The sequence below is a fragment of the Mycobacterium sp. IDUB_37 genome (assembly GCF_055419245.1).
Genome location: NZ_JBVAXG010000003.1, coordinates 493,723 through 513,444 on the forward strand (window position 1 = coordinate 493,723; position 19,722 = coordinate 513,444).

The following is a 19,722-nucleotide window of genomic DNA, read 5'->3' on the forward strand; positions in this document are numbered from 1 at the left end:
GTGCTCGCCTTCAGCGCGCCCTGACCGCCTTGCCGTCCGGCGCCGTATTTGATGCCGATACGTCGCGTCCCCTCCGCTTGATCGAAGAAAGCTTAGGGGCGGCGCGTTCGGATATCGCCGAGACACGCGAAGGCAGGCGTCAGTTTCTCGCAGAAAACGAGTAGTCGGCTACTCGTGACCTCACGATCAAGTTCGGCGACGCTTTTCACGTCGAAGGGGCACAACATGGTCGAGACGATCGAAGTCGCAAAACTTCCACTGGCGCCGAACAATCCGCTGCCGTACCTGCAGCAGGTGAAGGCAGTCCGGGCGTATCACACCGGCTTCGAAACCCTGAGGGACGCAGGTGGCTCGGTGACTCGATGCAGTCTGGCTCCTACCTGGATGATGCCGCCGATCGTCGTCGTGACGTCGCCGAAGGGTGCCCGTGACGTCATCGGCCGCCCGGACGCGTTCTTGGACAAGACCCTTCCCATGCACGAGGAACTGCGTCGGGTGATGGGCAGCAACCTCTTTGACCTAGCCCATGAAGCCTGGTTACCGCGCCGACGAGCGCTGCAGCCGATATTCACCAAACGGCACGTTGCTGCCTTCGCCGGCCACATGGCCGACGCTGCCGAACGCGTTCCACGCTCCTGGCGAGACGGCGCCGAGGTCGATCTCGACACCGAATGCCGGACGCTGACACTGCGGGTGCTGGGGCGCGCCGTGCTGGGTTTGGACCTCGATGAGCGGGCCGACGAATTGGCGACGCCGTTGGTCACCATGGTGAATTATGTGATGGACCGGGTGCTGCGACCGGTCCGCGCCCCACGATGGCTGCCAACCCCCGGACGACACCGGGCCCGCGCGGCCAGCAGCGGTTTGCATCAGCTCGCCAGTGAGATTGTGCAGGCATGCCGCACAAATCCGACGAGGGACGCACCGCTCGTCCACGCGCTGATCGCGGCGACCGATCCGGCTACCGGACAGCCGTTATCGGACGCGCAAATCTGCGATGAGCTGCTCATCTTTCTGCTCGCGGGGCAGGACACGACGGCAACAGCCCTGACCTACGCATTGTGGTCGCTAGGCCATCATCGCGATCTGCAGGATCGAGTCGTGGCCGAAGTCGCCGCGTTGGGCGACCGTGCCCTGACACCCGAAGACATTTCGCGGCTCGGATACACAGTCCAGGTCTTGCACGAGGCGCTGCGCCTGTGCCCGCCCGCAGCCGCGCTGGCCCGGATGGCGATGCAAGACATCGATGTCGACGGCAGGCGGGTCGAAGCCGGATCCATGGTGATGGTCGGCATCTATGCGCTGCATCATGATTCGGCGCTGTGGGACCGTCCGCTGGTGTTCGATCCCGACAGATTCAGCCGCGAGAACTCGAAAGATCGCGATCGCTGGCAGTACCTGCCGTTCGGCGGTGGACCGCGGTCCTGCGTCGGCGATCACTTCGCCATGCTGGAAGCGACTCTCGGTTTGGCTACCATCATCAGAAACGCCGAAATCCAATCGCTCGACGACGAATTTCCTGTCGCGGTGCCGTTCACGACGATCGCTGCCGCGCCCATCCGGGCCCGGGTCCGCTCACGCGTCTGAACGACTTACTCTGCTACGCAACCTATTTCCGATGAGCAACGCCGGACCGAGCTTCTTGAATCTGCCCCCGTATTGTGGATTGCACACAGATCCCCACCCACGGCAACACAGGCAGAAGGCATCGATAATGGGCTGGTTCACCCGGCGCCGCAAGACCAGTCCAGACAGCGAAGCTGCCGAACTCGAGCCGCTCTCTGACAGGCGGAGCGACTGGGCACCGGCCGATCCCCGCGCTGATGCCGGGCCGCCGTGGATTGGACGTGCGCTTTCGCTGCCGGCGACGCCCACCCCTGCTGCAGCTCCCGAGCTTGCCCGACGTGCAGTCGAAGCAGCCCTGAAGGTGTCCGGCGTCAATCTCGACTACTCCCCCGCCTCGTTGCACCATGTCGACGCGATCCTGGACGGATTCCGCAAACCCGGGTCCGACATCATGGCGGAGACGATCTTTGTATTCGGCTGCTACCTCGGTGAAGTCATGGTCCGCAACGCCGGCTACGTATGGGTTGACACTCCTGCGGACCTAGCCCGACATCTTGGTGCCCTGACGGTCCATCACCCGGACACCGACTCGCACGCCAACCCGATCAGCAAGGCCTTCAAGCGGGTCGACTACGGCGAGCCGGACAATTTGACCTACTTCTACCGGGTGTTTACAGATAAAGCCGGGCCCTTTGACCAGAAGGGCGAGCCGAACTAGGGATTCGCCTCGGAGACGGCCAATCCCAACTCATCAAGCACCTCATCGGTGTGCGCACCCAATTCGGGTGCGGGGCCCGCGACGCGGCCCGGCGTTCGAGAGAACCAGGTCGGCACGCCAGGGAAGCGCACTGGGCCATGCGCGGTATCGACCGTCTCGAAGAATCCGACAGCGTCGAGTTGTGGATCGTTCAGCAGCTCCGCGGGACTCGACAACGCTGAGGCGGGTATCTCCAACTCGCGCAGCAGATCCAGCCACTCCTTCGTGGTGCGCTCGGCGAACGTTTCGGCCAGCAAGCCGTACACAGTGTCGATTTGGCGCGCCCGGCCCTCAAGCGTGGCGTAGCACTCGCTGGTCCAGGCCGGTTGCACCGCGTTGATGAACGCGGCCCAATGCTTGTCGTTGTAGATCAGCGCGGCGATGTGGCCGTCGCTGGTCCGGTACGGTCGCCGATTGGGCGCCACCGCGCGCGGATAGACGGCGGGGCTCAGCGGCGGGTCGAACATCGCGCCGTTGACGTGCTCGACCAGCATGAACGACGCCATCGCCTCGAACATGCCGACTTCTACTTCCTGCCCTTCACCGGTGCGTTCGCGGTGAAACAGCGCCATGGTCGTCGCATACAGCGCGGTGAGGCCGGCGACCTTGTCGGCCAATATTGTTCCGACGAAATTGGCCTCGCCGGTCAGGGCCTGCTGAACCGACGGCAAGCCGGTGGCCGCCTGGATCGTGTCGTCGTAAGCCGGCAGGTCCCGGTTCGGTCCGCGCCGCCCGTATCCGTAGCAGTTGGTGTACACAATGTTCGGGTTGATGGCGGCGACGTCGGGGTAACTGAGGCCCAACCGGGCGATCGCCTTGGCGCGCATGGAGTGGATGAAGACGTCGGCGCTCTCGATGAGCGCCCGCAGGGCGGTCTGTCCCGAATCGGATTTCAGGTCGAGGATGATGCCGCGCTTGCCTCGGTTGACGTTGACGAACACACCGCTCATCCCGGGCACCGGCCCCACCGAGACGTACCGGGTGTCGTCACCTTGCGGGGGTTCGATCTTGATCACGTCGGCACCCATATCGGCCATGATCTGGGTGCAATAGGGTCCCATCACCATCGCGGTCAGATCGACGACGCGCACGCCGGCCAATGGGCCGTGCTTCGGGTGTGTGTCAGACATGCCGCGCCGCCTCCCGATTCGCTCTCGCCGCCGACTCAAAGCTGTACCCGATGTGATCGGCGTGCCCCGTCGGGACGACGGGAAACACCAATGGCGCACTGAGATCCCGTACAGCGTATAGCTGCTCGGCAACATTCTCGATTGTCCATGACAAGCGCTGCACCCCTGGGCTTTCGGCGACAACCGCCTTGGCCACCCGGCCCGCGATGGCGACCAATATCTCACCGTTGACCGGGCAGGAGTCATGGGCCAGCAGTCCGACCACGGGTGCGACCAAGTCGGGTCCCATCGGTGGGTAGGCCGAAATGTCCAGACCTTCAGCCATTCTCGTCACCGCGGACGGGACGATGACGTTGCACAGCACTCCTTCGACCCCTCCTTCCAGGGCGACGACATTGGACAGTCCGATCAGGCCGGCTTTGGCGGCGGCATAGCCGGCCACACCGCGATTGCCGTACAAGCCACCGATCGAGGACGTCAAGACAATACGGCCGTAACCGGCCTCACACATCACCGGAAATGCCGGTCGGACCACGTGGAAGGCGCCGCGCAGGTGTACGTCGATGACGGCATCGAAGTCTTCGTAGCTCATTTCCTTCAGGGAACCGCGCCGCACGATGCCGGCATTATGGATGAGGATGTCGACTCGGCCGAAGTGCTGCAACGCGGTGCCCACGATCGCCTGGCCACCCTCGGCGGTCGTCACGGACTCGACGCAGGCGATCGCGTCGCCGCCGGCGGCCTTGATCTCAGCCACAACCTCCTGCGCCGGAACGGCATTCACATCGTCGCCGGTTAATGTGCCGCCGGTGTCGTTCACCACCACCTTGGCACCGCGTGCGGCAAGCATCAGCGCGTACTCGCGGCCCAGTCCTCGGCCGGCACCGGTGACAACGGCTACCCGATTGTCGTATCTGAGTTCATTCATTCCGGCACTTCAGGATTCCAGAACCAAGCCATCCAGATCGCCCTTGTCGCGCCATTCGGACAGCAGGGCGCCGAAGGCATAGAAGCCCGGCCCGTAGGGTTCACCGAGGTGCGACCGGATGCCTTCCCCTTCCGCCGCCCCTGCGCCGCCGCCCTCGTTGTTGTAATAGCCCGGCGTGCACTGTGCATCAAACGCGCTGTTGTCGATCGCGGTCTCCCGGATCACGGCACACCACTGGTCCTGTGCTTCCTGGCTTGGCTCAACGGTTTTCGCGCCACGGCGCAGCGCCTCGGAAATGACGTAGGCGATGTGCTCGCCTTGCAGTTCGTAGTTGGCGGCGATGTTCGCGGAGATGCCGACCTGAGTGAAGCCGGTGAAGAACTGGTTCGGAAACCCGCGACTCGTCATGCCGTGCAACGTCTTGTATCCGTCACGCCAATGGTCGAACAGGGATAGCCCGTCGCGGCCCTCGATCGCATCCATCGAATACCGACGACTGATCTCGGTGGTGATCTCGAACCCGCTGGCGTAGATGATGCAGTCGACCTCGTACTCGATCCCGTTGGCCACCAGCCCCTTTGCGGTGGCGCGCTCGACACCCTTGCTGGACGAGACGTCCACCAGAGTCACATTCGGACGATTAAAGGTGGGTAGGTAGTCATCGTTCGTGCAGGGTCTCTTGCACAGGAAGTTGTAGTACGGCTTGAGCGACTCGGCGGTATCGGGATCGTCGACGATGTCTTCGATGCGCCGCCGTAGCCGCTCCATGACTTTGTAATCTTCCTCCTCACGGATGCCCATGAACTGCTCCGGGGTCATCGCCGCGGGATCATCCAGCGCCAGCACCCGCGCGGCGGTATTGCGGCCGAGTTCGGTCCAGAAATCGCAGACGTAGTCGGGTTGCCCCAGCGCCATACCTTCGAAGGTCCAGGCGTGGAAATTGCGTTGGCGTTCCTTCTGCCAGCCTGGCTGGAGCGACTTCACCCAGTCCGGATCGGTCGGGGTGTTGTTGCGCACCCCGACCGACGACGGCGTGCGCTGAAAAACATACAAATGCTTGGCATGTCGGCCAAGGAACGGCACTATCTGGATGGCGGTTGCCCCAGTGCCGACCACAGCGACGCGCTTGTCGCTCAGCTTGTCCAGTCCGCCGCTGGCGTCCCCGCCGGTGTATCCATAGTCCCAGCGCGACGAATGAAAGCTGTGCCCCTGGAAATCTTTGATTCCCGGGATACCGGGCAGCTTCGGCCGGTGGAACGGACCGGACGCGATGACCACGAAGCGCGCGCGGATGTCGTCGTCGCGGTCGGTACTGACCCGCCAGCGCTTGATCTCTTGGTCCCAGTGCAACTCACGAACCTGGGTGGAGAACAACGCGGAATCGTAGAGGCCGTAATGCTTTCCAATCCGCCGACAGTGCTCGTAGATCTCGGTGCCGTCGGCGAACTTCTTGCTCGGGATGAAGTTCAGCTCCTCTAGTAATGGCACGTAGCAATATGATTCGTTGTCACACTGCAGGCCGGGATAGCGGTTCCAGTACCAGACGCCACCGAAGTCGCCGCCCAGTTCAATGATCCGGACGTCGTCCACGCCGGCCTTTTTCAGGTACGCGGCGCACAGCAGGCCGCCGAAACCGCCGCCGAGCACCGCGACGTCGATATCCGCCGAGATCGGATCGCGGACCAGATCAGGTGAGTGCGGGTCGATTTCGTAGAAGCCGGCGAAGTCGTCGGACAGCTCGATGTACTGCTTGGAACCATCAGGACGCAAGCGCTTTTCACGCTCCTGGCGGTATTTCTCGCGAAGCGCTTCCAGGTCGATGTCGTCCGGTGTCGGTGTCGGCGGGCAGTCGGAAACTCCGGTCATGCCAGCGCGGTCTCCGGCAGTGCAGCGGGGTGCAGCGGTGCGGCCATTTCCTGCACGGCGGGCAGCACCTCCTTCGCGAACAGTCGCGTACTCGCCGTCGCCTCGTCATACGGCATGGTGCCGAACTGCGGCACGATCGTCAGTTCGGAGAACGAGCAGGCTTCCTGGGCCGCCTTGATCCGATTGAAGATCTCCTCAGGCGTTCCGATCAACAGATTCGAGGCGTGGTAGCCGGCCGTCTTCGGTGCCCCCTTGGCATCATGGGTCACCGACGATGCCAACACCGCGGTCGCGGTGGCCTCTCGTGATGCGTAGGCTTCATATCCTTTGACGCCCTTGAAGTTCGAAGCATCGGCGAATCCGTAGTGCACGGTCACGTCGCGGTTGGCCGTGTAGATCCACTCTTCGGACTTTCCGGGGTCCCCGGGGGTGCAATACATGAACATGACGTTCTTCGGCTGACAAGGCGGCAGACCTTCCTCCTGCCGGAAGATGTTGACCTTCTGGACTTCTCGTCCCGCGTCCTCAATGGGCTTGTTGCCCACGAACAGCGGCACCATGCCGCGGCGCGAGAGTATCTCCAGCGACTCCGCGGTCGAGGACGAACTGTAGATGCGGGAGAACAGGTCCGCGCTTTGCGGTTCGGGCCGCAGCGACATCTCCGGCACTTTGAAAATCTCGCCGTCATAGGAGAATCGGTTTCCCGAGAAGGCCAGTTCGAGGATGTCCAGGGTTTCGTTGAAGCGCTGGCGGCTCTCCTCACGCGGAACCCCGACGGCATCGAACTCACTCTTGGAGACACCGCGGCCGATCCCGATGGTGTTGTAGCGACCGTTGGAGATGATGTCGAGGTAGGCGATCTGGTGCGCCAACCGGATGGGGTGCCACCACGGGGCGACCGCAACGAACGTACCCAGGCTGACGCGTTCGGTGCGGCCGGCGAAATAGGTCAGCGCCTGAATCGGGTTGGGGGTCATGCCATACGGGGTCCCGCAGTGCTCGGGCATCCAGATGCCGTCAAAGCCGAGCGGTTCGGCAAGATCGGCGATCGCGAGCGTGCCCTGCACACACTCCCAGTCAGGAGTCGCCGGCGGCTGGCTGAAATCCTCGGCGAGCACCCGATCCCAGTCGTGGGAATTGTGCGCTCCAAAACCAAGATTGACCTTCATCTTTTGATCTCCGTCTCTGTTGCGAGATTGCGGGGAGCTCCGGTCCCCATGTACTTGGCGAGGTTGCGGTGCAAGTTAGCGGTGCTTCGTTCCATGTAGGGGTTGGGTTTAGGGCCTAGGAAGCCCAGCGATTTCATGCCCTGCTGCACTGCGGCCATGTTGGAGAAGTCCTGCGGCAGCACACTGCGCCAGTTGGGGTCGTCAGGCGGCGCGTAGACCCATTCGGTCTGCGGCTCTTCGCCTTTCGGATACAGCTCGTAACACGACGCCTCGAAGATGCACTCGTCGGGGTTGTAGCCGTGCGGTCGTGCGCTGTAGCACAGCGCAGTGGTCAGGCCCTGCCCGATCTGGAAGTTCGGGAATATCTGCCACGCGGTGCCGCTGTCGGCCAGGTGCTCGGGATCGATGGTCGGCCAAACGACACCCCGATCTGCGTCGTCTCGCCGTGCCGAAGTGAGCCAGTGGCTGAGCACCTTGTCCGCGGGTGCGTCGCCGGGCAGTTCGTCGACCAGTCGCAACGCCGCGTTCACCAGTGTCTGGGTGGTGGTGGCGTTGGTTTCTTCCAGTGTGTAGAGCTGCATTTCGGCGGTCGATACCCGAGGGTCGGCCCCGGTACCGAGTCGGATCTTGGACTTGGTCTCCGAGAGGTCCTTCGGTGCGTCATAGCCGATATTGCTGTGGCGCCCGTGTGCGGTAGCCCAGCCGCGAAAATTGCCGAACTTGTTGAACTGCGGATGCGTGGTGGCCACATGGTATGTCTCGTTGAAAGCCTCGATCGCGACCTTCCAGTTGCACTGAAAATGCAACCACATTCGCCATTTGCAGCGCATGTCGGCCAGATTGAACGGATCGAGCATGGTGGCGGCGGGTTCGAGGTAATCGCGTAACGGCTCAGCCGCCGGATCCATGTTGATCCAGAGCCAGCCACCCCACGTGTCGACATTGACCTTGGCCAAGTGGGTGTTCTCCGGCGTCAACGCACCCTGCCAGTCGGCCTGTTCGGGGATGTGGATGCAGTTGCCGTCCTGGTCGTAGGTCCAGCCGTGAAACCCACAGACAAACGATTTCTTATGACCGCAAGCACTTTTGGCGCCGACGGGAGTGTCCACCAGCCGGCGGCCCCGGTGCACACAGACGTTGTGGTGGGCTTTGAAGGTGTCGGCTCCGGTGCGCACCACCACAATCGAGTCGTCGAGGATGTCGTAGGTCAGGTAGCTGCCCACCTTGGGTAGATCCTCGACACGCCCCACCTGTTGCCAAACTTTGCGCCACAGCTTGTCCCGCTCGGCGCGCGCGTAATCCTCGGAGATGTAGGCGTCGACTCCAATCGTGACCGGAGCGGTCAACTCGTCGCTTGCACCGTTCGTCTCAGCCATTCCGATCTTCCCTCCCATGGTGTCTAGTCCCAGCGCTTGATCGCCGCGCGGAAAGACTGGTCTTTGAGGAACAATGACGTGTTGTCGGCACTCAGATGTCCCCATTTCAGATTCAGCCCGCCGTCGACCAGCAGCGTCTGGCCGGTGACGTAGGTCGACAGGTCAGACAGCAGGAAGAGAACAGCGCCTGCCACTTCGCCCGGGCGGCCGCGGCGCCCCATGGCGATGGCCCGGCGATCCCGCTCGGGGTCATCGTCGGTGTAGGTCCGTGAGGCCGGCGTCTCGGTGACGCCCGGCGCTACCGCGTTGACGCGGATCGCCGGGCTACCCGCGTCATCTGATGCCAGTTCGGCCGCCATGGTCCGGGTGACCGCGACAATCGCGGCCTTGGCGGTGCCGTAGGCGATATGGAACGGCGCGGCGTTCATCCCACTGATCGACGAGATCGACACGATCGACCCGGGCAGTCGGCGACTCTTCAGTTCCGCGGCCACGGCCTGGCTCATGAAGAACATCGTCTCCAGATTGCGGGCGAACAACTCACGCCAGTCGCTGCGCGTCACCCGGGTGGACGGCATCCACGTCGACGGATCCGCGCCGCCGGCCACGTTGACCAGACCATAGATCTCACCGTCGGCTTGCCGGGCCGCCTCGAGCGTCGTCGCGACGCCGTCGTCAGTGGAGACGTCGGCGGCTAACGGCACCACCGGCAGTCCCTGGGCCACCAGTGGGCCAATGTGCTCGTCAAGGTTGCTCTGGCCGCGGCTTACCGCGATCACGGTCGCGCCGGCCTCGGCGACAACCCGCGTCACCGTGGTGCCGATCCCACCACCCGCGGCACCGGCGACCACGACGACCCGCCCGGCCAGGCCTAGCTGGTCGCCGCTCACGATATTGTCCGGACAAGATAATGACGTGCATCCATTAGAGAGCATGATTCTCTTCCTTTAGCCTGCACGTCAAGGCGGCGAGCAATTTCGGCGCGCTCTATTGTCTGGACCAGCGATCGGTTGCTATCGTCCGACCGGTGAAGGCCGCTCGCTACAGCGCCGCCCAGTCGCCGAGTCTTGCCGAGGGCTGGACCCTCACCCGACTCACCGAGCCAAGCCGTCTATTTGGCGCCAACGGCATCCGCACCGGCCCGGACGGGCGCATCTACATCGCCCAGGTGACCGGTAGCCAGATCAGTGCGCTCGACGTCGTGACCGGTCAACTGGACACCGTCAGCGCCAAGGGCGGCGACATCATCGCGCCCGACGACGTCGCCTTCGGCCCGGACGGCAACCTCTACGCGACCGAGGTGATGGACGGACGGGTGAGCGTGCGCGACGCCACCGGCCGCAGTCGGGTACTACGCGACGACCTCCCGTCCGCCAACGGCATCACGGTTCACCAGGGCAGGCTGTTCATCGGCGAATGCCGAGCCGGCGGACGCCTGCTCGAACTCGACCTCAACGGCGGACCCCCACGGATATTGCTGGAGAACGTTCCGATGCCCAACGCCATGGAGGTGGGGCCGGATGGGTTGCTCTACTTCCCGGTGATGGGCGCCAACGAGATTTGGCGGATAAATCCCGAAGGCGGTGAAGCCGAACGCGTCGCAGGCGACCTCGGTGTCCCTGACTCGGTCAAGTTCGACGCCGACGGCTTCATCGTCTCCACGCAGGTACATAGCGGCCAAGTGCTGCGTATCAATCCTCGCAACGGGGAGCGCACCGTGTTGGCTGATCTGAATCCGGGGTTGGACAACTGCACCTTCGTGGGCGACCGCCTGTTCGTCTCGAACTTCACCGGCGAGATCACCGAAATCCTTGTCAACGGAGAAACCCGGACGGTACTTGCGGGCGGGTTGAACTGGCCGCTGGACCTTACGGTGGGCACCGACGGCAATCTCTACGTCGCGGACGGAACCTATTTTTACGCCCTGCTCGGGGACGGCACGCTACGCACCGTCGGCATGCTGTTCAGCCCCGGATACCCAGGGTTCCTGCGCGGACTGACATCAACCGGCCCGGGCGAGTTCGTGGTCACCACCTCGAACGGCGAGGTGGCCCGCTACCTGCCCGGGAGCAACGAAAGCGAAATACTGGCCCAGGGATTCGACCAACTCTATGGCGTGGCGGTCACGTCGAACGGCACCGCGCTGGTGGCTGAACTCGGCGCCGGCCGGGTGTTGTCCATCCAACAAGGCTCGGTCGAGGTGCTGGCGACAGACCTGCGCGAACCCGTCGGTGTCGCCATCGCTCCCGACGGGACGTGCCTGGTATCCGAGTCCGGCGCGGGCCGCGTCATAAAGGTGGGCGGCGAGACCCTGATCGATGGTCTGCAGCGGCCACAAGGACTTCTGGTGCTCGGCGGGCAGGTGTACGTAGTGGACGCCGCCGCCAAGGAAGTCATTTCTGTCGATCTGACTACCGGCGCCCGGCAGACCATCGCTGCGGACTTGCCGGTCGGCGCCCCACCGGGTGTGGTGCCCAAGCCACTGCGTGGGATGCCGCCGTTCTCGGGCCCGCAGGGCCCCTTCGCCGGCATCGCCGCCGGAGCCGACGGCACGCTCTACGTCTCCGCGGACGCCGACGGCAGTCTGTTGGCACTGCGCCGGGAATCGTGAAGGGCGCCAACGTGTCCGACTCCAAAGTGGTCGACCATCGATACCTTCAGGTCGCGCGCACCTTGCGTAAGGAGATCGTGGACGGGGTCTACCCGATCGGGTCCCAGCTCCCCACCGAACACGAACTGTGCGAGCGATTTGCGGTCAGCCGCTACACGATTCGGGAGGCGCTGCGACGCCTCCGGGACGACAATCTCGTCTCGTCACGTCCACGAACCGGAACGCTGGTGGTGCCGCGACCCTCGTCGGAGTCCTACGTCCAACACGTCATGTCGATCAACGATCTGCTGGCTTTCGCGACCGGCACCCGTTTCGCCATCGAGGACGTCGCCATGGTCACCATCGACGAAGAACTGTCGACGCGCACCGGCCTGGCCGCCGGCGAGCAGTGGCTGACCGTACGCGGATTCCGGCAAGCCGACGGCCCCGATGCGGCCGGGTCTGCGTTGTGCCGCACTGAGTACTACATCAACCGTGCGTTCGCGGCGGTCGGCAGGCTGCTGCAACGCCACGAGGGCCCGATCTTCCCACTTATCGAGGACCTGTTCGGGCTCAGTGTGGTTGAAGTACAACAGGAAATCGTCGCGGTGCTACTCACACCGGAGCTTGCGGGTGGTCTCAATGTCGAGCCGGGCACCCCTGCCCTGCAGGTGCAACGCATCTATAAGACCTCTGACGATCAGGTCGCCCAAGTCACCATCAACATCCACCCCGCGTCCCGATTCCGCCATTCGATGACGATGCGACGAGTCCGTAGTTAGCGCCGCGACGTCGACGTGATATCGAGGGGTGTGGACAGAAAACTAGTCGGCGGGTTGTGGCTGCGCTGGGACGCTGAACGGGCCGCCGCCGCATATGAACAGGGGTGGTTCAGCGACAGCACGCTGGCGGACTCGCTGCGCGAAGCAGCCCGGGAGACCCCCGATCGAGTGTTGTTGATCGACGGTGATCGGCGAATCACCTGTGCGGACCTGTGCCGTGAGGCTGTCGCGGTGGCAGATGCCCTGCATACACGCATTCCACCGAGCAGGGTGGTGTCGTTCATGCTGCCCAATTGGTACGAAGCGGCGGTGATCTACCTCGCTACCACGCTGGCAGGCATGGTGGCCAACCCGATTCTGCCGTCGATGCGCGACCGTGAACTGCGCTTCATCCTCGAAGACGCCGACAGTCGGATGGTCTTCATTCCTGCGACATTCGGGGGCCACGACTACCCGTCGATGCTACGGCGGGTCGTCGCTCAACTGGAGTCTCCACCGGATGTTGTTGTGGTGCGAGGGGATTGCGCTACCGACCAGATCCCGCTCGAGTCACTGACCGCACCTACCGCTTCCCCGGCCAAGCCGCTACCCACACCGAATCCAGACGCGGTCCGGATGATCCTCTACACCTCAGGGACCACCGGACGCCCGAAAGGGGTTATGCACAGCCATAACTCGATCCACGCTCTGATTCGGCAGATTGGGCGACATTGGTCGGTGCGGCAAGGCGATACCTTTCTCGTCGCCTCACCGATAGCGCATATCGGTGGTTCCATCTATGCGTTCGAATGCCCACTCCTGCTCGGCAGCACCGCCGTCTTGATGGATCGCTGGAAGGCCGACGACGCGGTGCGGATCATGCAAACCGCGCACTGCACGCACATGGCGGGTGCGACGCCGTTCCTCGAGCAACTCCTGGCGGCGGCACAGCGCACGGACACCCGGTTGCCCGACCTGAAACTCTTCGTCTGCGGCGGTGCATCCGTGTCACCTTCGTTGATACGCAGGGCGTCAAAGTATTTCGAAAATGCCACCGTAACAAGGGTTTACGGCTCAACCGAAGTACCGGTGACGACGATCGGATCGCCCGACCACCCCGACCACGCGGCTGACACGGATGGTCACCGCGGGGTAGCTGAGGTGAAGTTGGTCGGTGGTGAGATCCGGGTACGCGGGCCGCAGATGCTGGTCGGCTATCTGCACCCCGAGGACGAGGACGAATCATTCGACGCCGACGGGTACTTTCGCACCGGTGACCTGGCGCGCTGGGTGGACGACGAGTACCTCGTGGTCACCGGACGCGCCAAAGACATCATCATCCGCAATGGCGAGAACATTTCGCCTAAGGAGGTCGAAGACGTTTTGGCAGACCATCCGGGGATAGCCGAGGTCGCCGTCGTCGGTCTGCCCGATGACCGCACCGGGGAGCGAGCCTGCGCAGTGCTCGTGCCCGCTGTCACTCCCGGCCCGGACCTTGCCAGCCTGTCCGCGTTTCTGACCGAGTCAGGCGTTGCGCGCTTCAAAGTGCCTGAGCAGGTGGCCATCTGGAAAGAGCTGCCGAAGAACGATGCGGGAAAAGTGCTCAAGCACCAGATCAAGGCCGCGCTCATGAAAGTGGAGCTGTGACATGCAAGTAGCAATCGTGACGGGCGCGACCGGCGGCATCGGCTTCCGTTGCGCGACAAAGCTCGCCGAAATGGGCATCGCGGTACTGGCGACCGGGCGACACGAAGGCAAGCTCGCCTTGTTGGCGGACCAACACGACCTGATCGCCACCTACGCCGTCGACCTCATCGATGACGACGCACCCCGTCAGATCGCCGATGCGGCGTTTTCCCACTGGGACGGAATCGATTTCCTGATCAACGCCGCCGGCGTGGGTAGTCCCAAACCCTTGCATGAGACCGACGACGAGTCCCTCGATCATTTCCTGCGATTGATGTTGCGCGCACCGTTCCGACTGGTGCGCGAGGTCCTCCCGCACATGCAACCCGGATCGGCGATCATCAACATCACCTCGACCTTCGCCGTCGTAGGCGGGATGCGTGGCGGCGCGTACTCGGCAGCCAAAGGTGGGCTCACCGCAATGACCACCCACATCGCCTGCCAGTACGGGGCTCAGGGAATCCGCTGCAATGCAGTGGCCCCCGGCGTGATTCAGACACCCATGACAGAAAATCGACTGCAGGACAAACGATTCCGGCGGATCAATACCGAGATGACTCCCCACCAGCGGTTGGGCACCGTTGACGACGTCGCCAGCACGGTCGCGTTCCTGTGCTCTCCCGGCGGCGCCTTCATCAACGGGCAGACCATCGTCGTCGACGGCGGCTGGAGCTCTACCAAATACCTCTCCGAATTTGCGCTCAACTCCGAGTGGAAACTCTAAAGCCGGCCGCAGCCCAAATCGTTTACTCCGTTTAACAGTTGCTATTTTCCGCTCGCAATATGCCTTTTAGCGAATGCATTACACGATTGGACGTCCAGCACTCTTACATCAACGCACGAAGAGATATCCGATCCGCCCCCTGTCAACCGGTTTGACATTTCTCCGCAGTTTGGACGTCGCGCTCGGCCGCCGCCTAGCAGGCCGGATCTACGTGTGCAATGATCACCGTGCACGTGAAAGGTTGTATCACCATGTATTAACGGGAGTGTCAGCAATGGGATTCAGACATTTTCGCTCGCCCAGATCCCCGCGGAATCTTTCGATCGCCCCACTCGGGGTGATTGGCCTGGCATTCGTCATAAGCGCGACAGCCCCGATTGCACACGCCGAGGGGATCGACCAAGAATTCCTGGATGCGGTGGAAAAGCACGAGATCAACTTCGATTCACCGCAGTCCGAGATCACTGCCGGCCACGAGGTCTGCGACCAGCTCAACCAGGGCAGCACAAAGGGCGACGCCGCGACCGACATCGCCAACAGGTACAACCTCGACGGCTACCACGCAGGCTTTTTCGTGGGACTCAGTGTCGCTGCGTACTGCCCCTGGCATCACACGACGCCCTAGCGTCAGCGAGGCTAACCAGGCTCGAAGTGACGGCGGATGCCGTCGAGCATTTTGGCGTGCGCCTTGACCGCTTCGCGCACGGTGACCGCGACCAGCGGTCGGGGCGCGGAGAACCTGATCCGCTCGGTGACGCGGGTGCCGGCTTCGATCGGCGCGAAACTCACGGTTCCGCGCAGGCGCACGCCCGGCGGCTGGTCGGCCTCGGTCTGCACATCGCCCTGCCACGGAACATGTAACCGCGCCTCGTAGGTGATCTGCATCGTGAACGGCCCCAACGGAATTCGATCCACTACCCGATAGCTCTGCCGATAGCCGTCAGGGGTCTCGTCACGGGATAGCACCTCCACCGACACGATCAGCGGATGCACGAGCCGGATGTTGTCCAAGTCGACGTAGAAGTCGCGGACCTGCTCCGGTGACGCGGGCACATCTTCGGTCAGCGTCCGCTCAGCGTGCGCGACCCACCAGCTCATGCGAAGTCGCTGAACTGTGCGAAGAGTTCCGCCGTGCGCCACCAGGTCAACGCGGCGAATACCAACAACGTGACGACTGTCGCGTTCGCCTGCACCAGATTCCGCCGCTCCTTGGGTGCGTACGCGTACGCGGCCGCGACCACGGCGCCGGTCACCAGCCCTCCGACGTGTCCCTGCCAGCTGACCAATTGCGAGCTGACCGCCGGCGCGATGACGGTGTAGGCCAGGTTGATCACGATGGTGATGACAACCCAACGAACATCGAAAGAGAGCCGTTTGCCGACCACGAACATCGCGGCGAACAGGCCGAACAGCGCGCCGGAGGCACCCGCCGTCGCAGTGTTGAGCGGCGACACCAGGTAGACCAGCACCGATCCGCCCAGTCCGCACAGTGCATATAACGCACCGAATCTCAAACGGCCCAACAACATTTCGAGTGGTGGACCCACGACGAAAAGCCCCCACATGTTCAGTAGCAAATGGGTCGGACCGTAGTGGATGAACGCTGAGGTCACCATCCGGTAGTACTGGCCATCGGCAACGGCCGGCGGCCACAGCGCGAGTTCCTTGTCCAATCCGGGGATCGCCATTTCCAGCACGAGAGCCAGCACGTTGATCGCGATCAGCCCATAGCTGACAAATGGCGTGCCCGACCTTTGCACGCGACCACCGAATTCCGTTCGCGGCTGCCGAATGGTCTTTGCACCGGCATCGACGCACTGCACGCATTGATGACCGACGGCGGCGCTGCGCATGCAGTCCCCACAGATGGGTTGCTCGCACCGGGTGCATCGGACATACGTCGGGCGATCGGTATGCCGGTAGCAAGTCGGCGCATCGGCCGGCAACGAAGAAGTGCTCACCGCACCCATTGTTGCCTGTCCTGTCAGTGTGGCGCGGTCGGGCGCCCGGCTACGCCGCGCTTGCGATCGCCGCGACGAGTATTCCCTCGTTCACCGAGTTGACCTACTGTGAATCGGGTGGAGTCAAACGGAACCCCTGAATTGGTGCCGGTCGAAAATCTGCATTCAGGCGACCCGATTACCGATGGTGGTCAGCGGTACATAGTCCTCGAGTCCAAGGCCGTCGGGGACGGCTGCGTGGTCCTTGAACTGGAATCCCGCATTAACCACCAGCTGCAGGTCATCGAGAAGTCCTTCCCCGCCGGTTACCACGTCGGCCGGGCGCATCACCGCATTCTCTAGTCAAATTAGCGCGCCGCCAATCCCGGCCGAATATTGCGCCGAGTAGCCGTTGGACGGCTACCGCATATGCACGCAATTCGTTGATATCGCCGGCGCTATCCCGCCTTTCAACTCCGCGGTGGCCGCTGATCGTTGGGATCGTCGGGATCCGGCTCACCGAACCAGCGTGACGGTATGTGCTCGGGGTATGCGTCGTGCCAGGCCCACCACTCGTACGGCTTGCTCTGGGGGTAGCCCTGCGGCGAATCCTCCCAATCCTCTTGTCGCCCCAACGCCGTCAGATCGAGGATGCTCCACGTGTTTCCCAGCACCTCGTCGCCGCGGTTGTTGATGAAGTAGGTGCGATAGACGCTGGACCCGTCGCGAATGAACGCGTTGGTGCCGTGCCATTCGTGCACCCCGAAGTCAGTGTCGAAACCATCGGTGATCGTGTACCAGGGCATCCGCCAGCCCATCCGTTCCTTGAGCCGTTGGATGTCGGCCTGCGGTGCCCGCGAGGCGAAGACCATCGTGGTGTCGCGCGCGTTCACGTGGGCCAGGTGGCCGATGTGGTCGGCGATCATCGAGCAACCCGGACAGCCGTGATCGGGCCAGCCATGCACATCGGATTCGAAGAACGCCCGGTAGAGAACCAGTTGGCGTCGCCCGTCGAAAAGGTCCAGCAGGCTCATACGGCCGTCGGGACCTTCGAATGAGTAGTCCTTCTCCACTTCCGACCAGGGCATGCGCCGACGCTGGGCGGCCAGCGCGTCGCGGGCGCGGGTGAGTTCCTTCTCTTTAGTCAGCAATTGCTGATGCGCGGCTGCCCACTCCTGCGCCGACACGATCGGGGGTGTGCTCATGGCAATCTTTCCTTTCTGTTCTGGCCGACTACCCGTTCAGGACAACGGCGATAGCCCCGCGGCTGCGAGTAGGTACGCGCTGTGGTCGTCGGAGCCGCTCGCGATAGCCAACACCGACCGCCCCACCTGCTCGGGGGTGAGCACCGGTCCGGTGGATTCCACGAAGGCGTCGACGTCGACGCCTTGCCGCTCTGCATATGCAGCCACTGCCTTGGCACCCAGGTCGGTCGCCGGGGTGAGGCGCGGCAGCACCGAGACAAACCTGATTCCGAGCGCCGCCCGCTTCGATTCCTCAGCCGCATAGCTAGCCAGGAATCGGACGGTGGCCTTGGCGCCGGCATAGCCGCCGCTCAGCGGCGACCCGTTGAGCGCTGCGCCACTGGAGATCGCGATCACCGAACTGCCCGGCGCGAGTGGGCGGCGCAGCGCGTACTGGATCCAGTGGAACGCCTGGGCGACGTCGACATTCCAGTTCTCGGCGAAGGTCTCCCAGGTCTGTTCCGGCAGCGGGATCATCCGCGGCGCCAATCCTGCGGCCAGCACTATCGTGCGCGGCCGGTACTCATCGACCAGACGATGCGCCGTCGCCGCGTCGGCGCTGTCTGCCGGCACCGGGGTAAAAGCCTCGCCCAATTCTTCCCGCACCAGTTCGAGATGGGCGTGGGTGCGTGCGACACCGACGACATGCACGCCTGCGGCGGCGAGCTCCGCTGCGATGGCGCGGCCGAATCCACGGCTGGCGCCGGTCACTATGGCGGTCGTCCCCACCAGATCGGCGGGTGTTGCTGGCTGGGTCACGATAGTGCTCACTTTCTGAAGATGCGGCCGTTTCTAATACAGATACGGCGGCTCCCGGGACTAATCACTTCGCAGGTCCGCGATGGTTTTTAGTCGGCGCAGGTATCTATAGAAAGTGGGCGTCATGACCGAGGAGTGCAGAGGAGTTCGCCGGTGCCGGAGCAGCAAGAGTTCATCGAGCAGGCGGCTCCGTTTCGCGCCGAGCTGATTGCGCACTGCTATCGGATGCTGGGTTCGGTGCACGACGCCGAGGATCTGGTGCAGGAGACCTACCTGCGGGGGTGGCGCGGATACCAGGCGTTCGAGGAACGGGCAGCGCTGCGTACCTGGCTGTACCGAATAGCGACCACGGCATGCCTGCGGGCGCTGGAAAATCGAGCTCGCCGAGTGCTGCCGGCTGGCGTCGGCCCACCAGCCACCGATGACCCGGACGGCAGCGCCGCTTCGCATGACTGGCTAGGGCCGATCCCAGATACCTACATGTTCGACCCGCCCGAGGACGCTGTGGTCGTAAGTCAAAGCGTCCGGCTTGCGGTGATGACGGCCCTGCAGGAGCTACCCGCGCGCCAGCGGGCCGTCCTGATCCTGCGTGACGTCGTGCAGTTCAGCGCGGCCGAAGTCGCCGAGCTACTCGAAACCACCCCGGCTGCCATCAACAGCTCGCTGCAGCGCGCTCGCGCGCGGGTGGCCGAGATCGCACCAGACCAAGACGACCTGGCCGAGCCCGACGACGAAGAGCGCCGCGCTTTGCTGGACCGCTACTGCGCGGCATTCGAGAACGCCGACATGGCCGCGCTCACCGAATTGCTCCAAGACGACATCAGGCTGGAAATGCCGCCGATGCCGCTGTGGTTCGCCGGCCGCGATGCCGTCGTGCGCTTCCTCGAGGCGCGCGCGCTGGCAAAGCCGGGCGACGTGGTGATGGTCCCGACGGCCGCCAACGGGCAAGCAGCGGTCGCCGAGTACCGACGCAACGCAGATAGCATTATGGAAGCCCATTCCATCCAGGTCCTCACATGCCGTTCCCGGGGCGGAGTTGCCGGGATCGCTGCGATGACGGTTTTTATGGATCCGACGCTGTTCGCCGTGTTCGGTTTGCCACTCTCGCGTTGACGGCGCGGCAGTCCGACCACAATCCGCGGGCCGTGTGGACAGGGCTGGATGTCACCGGAAGGATTGGCACATCGTGATCGCAAGCGCGGCGCAGCCGGGCGCAGCGGATCACG

General features: G+C 63.5%; 19 protein-coding genes. 9 read left to right on the top strand and 10 right to left on the bottom strand.

Annotated elements, in window-relative coordinates:
• Window positions 1-225 precede the first annotated feature (225 nt).
• Entirely contained in the window at window positions 226-1,587 is a 1,362-nt protein-coding gene (locus ACZY1I_RS12960; protein ID WP_463754797.1) for a cytochrome P450, read from the top strand.
• 127 nt (window positions 1,588-1,714) lie between these two features.
• Window positions 1,715-2,284 carry a hypothetical protein gene (locus tag ACZY1I_RS12965; protein ID WP_463754798.1) on the top strand — a complete coding sequence of 190 codons (570 nt, stop codon included), beginning with the start codon at window positions 1,715-1,717 and terminating at the stop codon, window positions 2,282-2,284.
• On the opposite strand, the gene ACZY1I_RS12970 is transcribed toward ACZY1I_RS12965, so the two are convergent.
• From ACZY1I_RS12970 to ACZY1I_RS12995, 6 genes are read right to left on the bottom strand one after another with little or no spacing between them, the layout of a single operon-like run.
• Window positions 2,281-3,453: a CaiB/BaiF CoA transferase family protein gene (locus ACZY1I_RS12970; RefSeq protein ID WP_463754799.1), complete on the bottom strand. Its 1,173-nt coding sequence runs from the start codon at window positions 3,451-3,453 to the stop codon at window positions 2,281-2,283. The genes ACZY1I_RS12965 and ACZY1I_RS12970 overlap by 4 nt on opposite strands.
• On the bottom strand, window positions 3,446-4,381 hold the full coding sequence (locus ACZY1I_RS12975; RefSeq protein ID WP_463754800.1) for an SDR family NAD(P)-dependent oxidoreductase: 936 nt from the start codon (window positions 4,379-4,381) through the stop codon (window positions 3,446-3,448). The genes ACZY1I_RS12970 and ACZY1I_RS12975 overlap by 8 nt, the downstream gene beginning before the upstream one ends.
• A gap of 9 nt (window positions 4,382-4,390) precedes the next feature.
• Window positions 4,391-6,247 (bottom strand): flavin-containing monooxygenase, encoded by a 1,857-nt coding sequence (locus ACZY1I_RS12980; RefSeq protein WP_463754801.1) that lies wholly within the window; start codon window positions 6,245-6,247, stop codon window positions 4,391-4,393.
• Window positions 6,244-7,416 (bottom strand): LLM class flavin-dependent oxidoreductase, encoded by a 1,173-nt coding sequence (locus tag ACZY1I_RS12985; RefSeq protein ID WP_463754802.1) that lies wholly within the window; start codon window positions 7,414-7,416, stop codon window positions 6,244-6,246. Before ACZY1I_RS12985 ends, ACZY1I_RS12980 begins: the two co-directional genes overlap by 4 nt.
• On the bottom strand, window positions 7,413-8,792 hold the full coding sequence (locus ACZY1I_RS12990; RefSeq protein ID WP_463754803.1) for an aromatic ring-hydroxylating oxygenase subunit alpha: 1,380 nt from the start codon (window positions 8,790-8,792) through the stop codon (window positions 7,413-7,415). Before ACZY1I_RS12990 ends, ACZY1I_RS12985 begins: the two co-directional genes overlap by 4 nt.
• 23 nt (window positions 8,793-8,815) lie before the next feature.
• Window positions 8,816-9,682 carry an SDR family NAD(P)-dependent oxidoreductase gene (locus ACZY1I_RS12995; RefSeq protein WP_463754804.1) on the bottom strand — a complete coding sequence of 289 codons (867 nt, stop codon included), beginning with the start codon at window positions 9,680-9,682 and terminating at the stop codon, window positions 8,816-8,818.
• A gap of 137 nt (window positions 9,683-9,819) precedes the next feature.
• Between ACZY1I_RS12995 and ACZY1I_RS13000 the strand changes: the two genes are divergently transcribed.
• The 5 genes from ACZY1I_RS13000 to ACZY1I_RS13020 all read left to right on the top strand — a co-directional run bounded on the left by ACZY1I_RS13000 (window position 9,820) and on the right by ACZY1I_RS13020 (window position 15,178).
• Window positions 9,820-11,403: a Vgb family protein gene (locus tag ACZY1I_RS13000; RefSeq protein ID WP_463754805.1), complete on the top strand. Its 1,584-nt coding sequence runs from the start codon at window positions 9,820-9,822 to the stop codon at window positions 11,401-11,403.
• A gap of 11 nt (window positions 11,404-11,414) precedes the next feature.
• Window positions 11,415-12,164, top strand: coding sequence for a GntR family transcriptional regulator (locus ACZY1I_RS13005; protein ID WP_463754806.1), 750 nt, complete (start codon window positions 11,415-11,417; stop codon window positions 12,162-12,164).
• Between the two features lie 60 nt (window positions 12,165-12,224).
• Complete coding sequence (locus tag ACZY1I_RS13010) at window positions 12,225-13,790, top strand: AMP-binding protein (protein ID WP_463755117.1); 1,566 nt, start codon at window positions 12,225-12,227, stop codon at window positions 13,788-13,790.
• A 1-nt stretch (window position 13,791) separates the two neighbouring features.
• Window positions 13,792-14,553 (top strand): SDR family NAD(P)-dependent oxidoreductase, encoded by a 762-nt coding sequence (locus ACZY1I_RS13015; RefSeq protein ID WP_463754807.1) that lies wholly within the window; start codon window positions 13,792-13,794, stop codon window positions 14,551-14,553.
• 274 nt (window positions 14,554-14,827) lie between these two features.
• Window positions 14,828-15,178 (top strand): DUF732 domain-containing protein, encoded by a 351-nt coding sequence (locus tag ACZY1I_RS13020; protein ID WP_463754808.1) that lies wholly within the window; start codon window positions 14,828-14,830, stop codon window positions 15,176-15,178.
• 11 nt (window positions 15,179-15,189) lie between these two features.
• Here ACZY1I_RS13020 and ACZY1I_RS13025 read toward each other — a convergent pair whose 3' ends face one another.
• Window positions 15,190-15,651: an SRPBCC family protein gene (locus ACZY1I_RS13025; protein WP_463754809.1), complete on the bottom strand. Its 462-nt coding sequence runs from the start codon at window positions 15,649-15,651 to the stop codon at window positions 15,190-15,192.
• Window positions 15,648-16,523 (bottom strand): rhomboid family intramembrane serine protease, encoded by an 876-nt coding sequence (locus ACZY1I_RS13030; protein ID WP_463754810.1) that lies wholly within the window; start codon window positions 16,521-16,523, stop codon window positions 15,648-15,650. Before ACZY1I_RS13030 ends, ACZY1I_RS13025 begins: the two co-directional genes overlap by 4 nt.
• A gap of 108 nt (window positions 16,524-16,631) precedes the next feature.
• Here ACZY1I_RS13030 and ACZY1I_RS13035 point away from each other — a divergent pair, with 108 nt between their 5' ends.
• The gene (locus tag ACZY1I_RS13035) at window positions 16,632-16,856 is read left to right on the top strand and encodes a hypothetical protein (RefSeq protein ID WP_463754811.1); all 225 of its coding nucleotides are present in this window, start codon (window positions 16,632-16,634) and stop codon (window positions 16,854-16,856) included.
• 107 nt (window positions 16,857-16,963) lie between these two features.
• Here ACZY1I_RS13035 and ACZY1I_RS13040 read toward each other — a convergent pair whose 3' ends face one another.
• Both ACZY1I_RS13040 and ACZY1I_RS13045 read right to left on the bottom strand, forming a co-directional pair.
• Window positions 16,964-17,698 carry a DUF899 domain-containing protein gene (locus ACZY1I_RS13040; protein ID WP_463754812.1) on the bottom strand — a complete coding sequence of 245 codons (735 nt, stop codon included), beginning with the start codon at window positions 17,696-17,698 and terminating at the stop codon, window positions 16,964-16,966.
• A gap of 36 nt (window positions 17,699-17,734) precedes the next feature.
• A complete protein-coding gene (locus ACZY1I_RS13045; RefSeq protein ID WP_463755119.1) occupies window positions 17,735-18,499 on the bottom strand; it encodes an SDR family NAD(P)-dependent oxidoreductase in 765 nt (254 codons plus the stop codon).
• 150 nt (window positions 18,500-18,649) lie between these two features.
• On the opposite strand from ACZY1I_RS13045, the gene ACZY1I_RS13050 reads away from it, so the two are divergent.
• The gene (locus ACZY1I_RS13050; protein ID WP_463754813.1) at window positions 18,650-19,609 is read left to right on the top strand and encodes a sigma-70 family RNA polymerase sigma factor; all 960 of its coding nucleotides are present in this window, start codon (window positions 18,650-18,652) and stop codon (window positions 19,607-19,609) included.
• Window positions 19,610-19,722 lie beyond the last annotated feature (113 nt).

Coding starts and splice junctions, on each gene's coding strand:
- ACZY1I_RS12985 (WP_463754802.1), bottom strand. CDS start 7,416: ATGAAGGTCAATCTTGGTTTTGGAGCGCACAATTCCCACGACTGGGAT.
- ACZY1I_RS13015 (WP_463754807.1), top strand. CDS start 13,792: ATGCAAGTAGCAATCGTGACGGGCGCGACCGGCGGCATCGGCTTCCGT.
- ACZY1I_RS13040 (WP_463754812.1), bottom strand. CDS start 17,698: ATGAGCACACCCCCGATCGTGTCGGCGCAGGAGTGGGCAGCCGCGCAT.
- ACZY1I_RS12980 (WP_463754801.1), bottom strand. CDS start 6,247: ATGACCGGAGTTTCCGACTGCCCGCCGACACCGACACCGGACGACATC.
- ACZY1I_RS13030 (WP_463754810.1), bottom strand. CDS start 16,523: ATGGGTGCGGTGAGCACTTCTTCGTTGCCGGCCGATGCGCCGACTTGC.
- ACZY1I_RS12975 (WP_463754800.1), bottom strand. CDS start 4,381: ATGAATGAACTCAGATACGACAATCGGGTAGCCGTTGTCACCGGTGCC.
- ACZY1I_RS12960 (WP_463754797.1), top strand. CDS start 226: ATGGTCGAGACGATCGAAGTCGCAAAACTTCCACTGGCGCCGAACAAT.
- ACZY1I_RS13025 (WP_463754809.1), bottom strand. CDS start 15,651: ATGAGCTGGTGGGTCGCGCACGCTGAGCGGACGCTGACCGAAGATGTG.
- ACZY1I_RS13020 (WP_463754808.1), top strand. CDS start 14,828: ATGGGATTCAGACATTTTCGCTCGCCCAGATCCCCGCGGAATCTTTCG.
- ACZY1I_RS12970 (WP_463754799.1), bottom strand. CDS start 3,453: ATGTCTGACACACACCCGAAGCACGGCCCATTGGCCGGCGTGCGCGTC.
- ACZY1I_RS12965 (WP_463754798.1), top strand. CDS start 1,715: ATGGGCTGGTTCACCCGGCGCCGCAAGACCAGTCCAGACAGCGAAGCT.
- ACZY1I_RS12990 (WP_463754803.1), bottom strand. CDS start 8,792: ATGGCTGAGACGAACGGTGCAAGCGACGAGTTGACCGCTCCGGTCACG.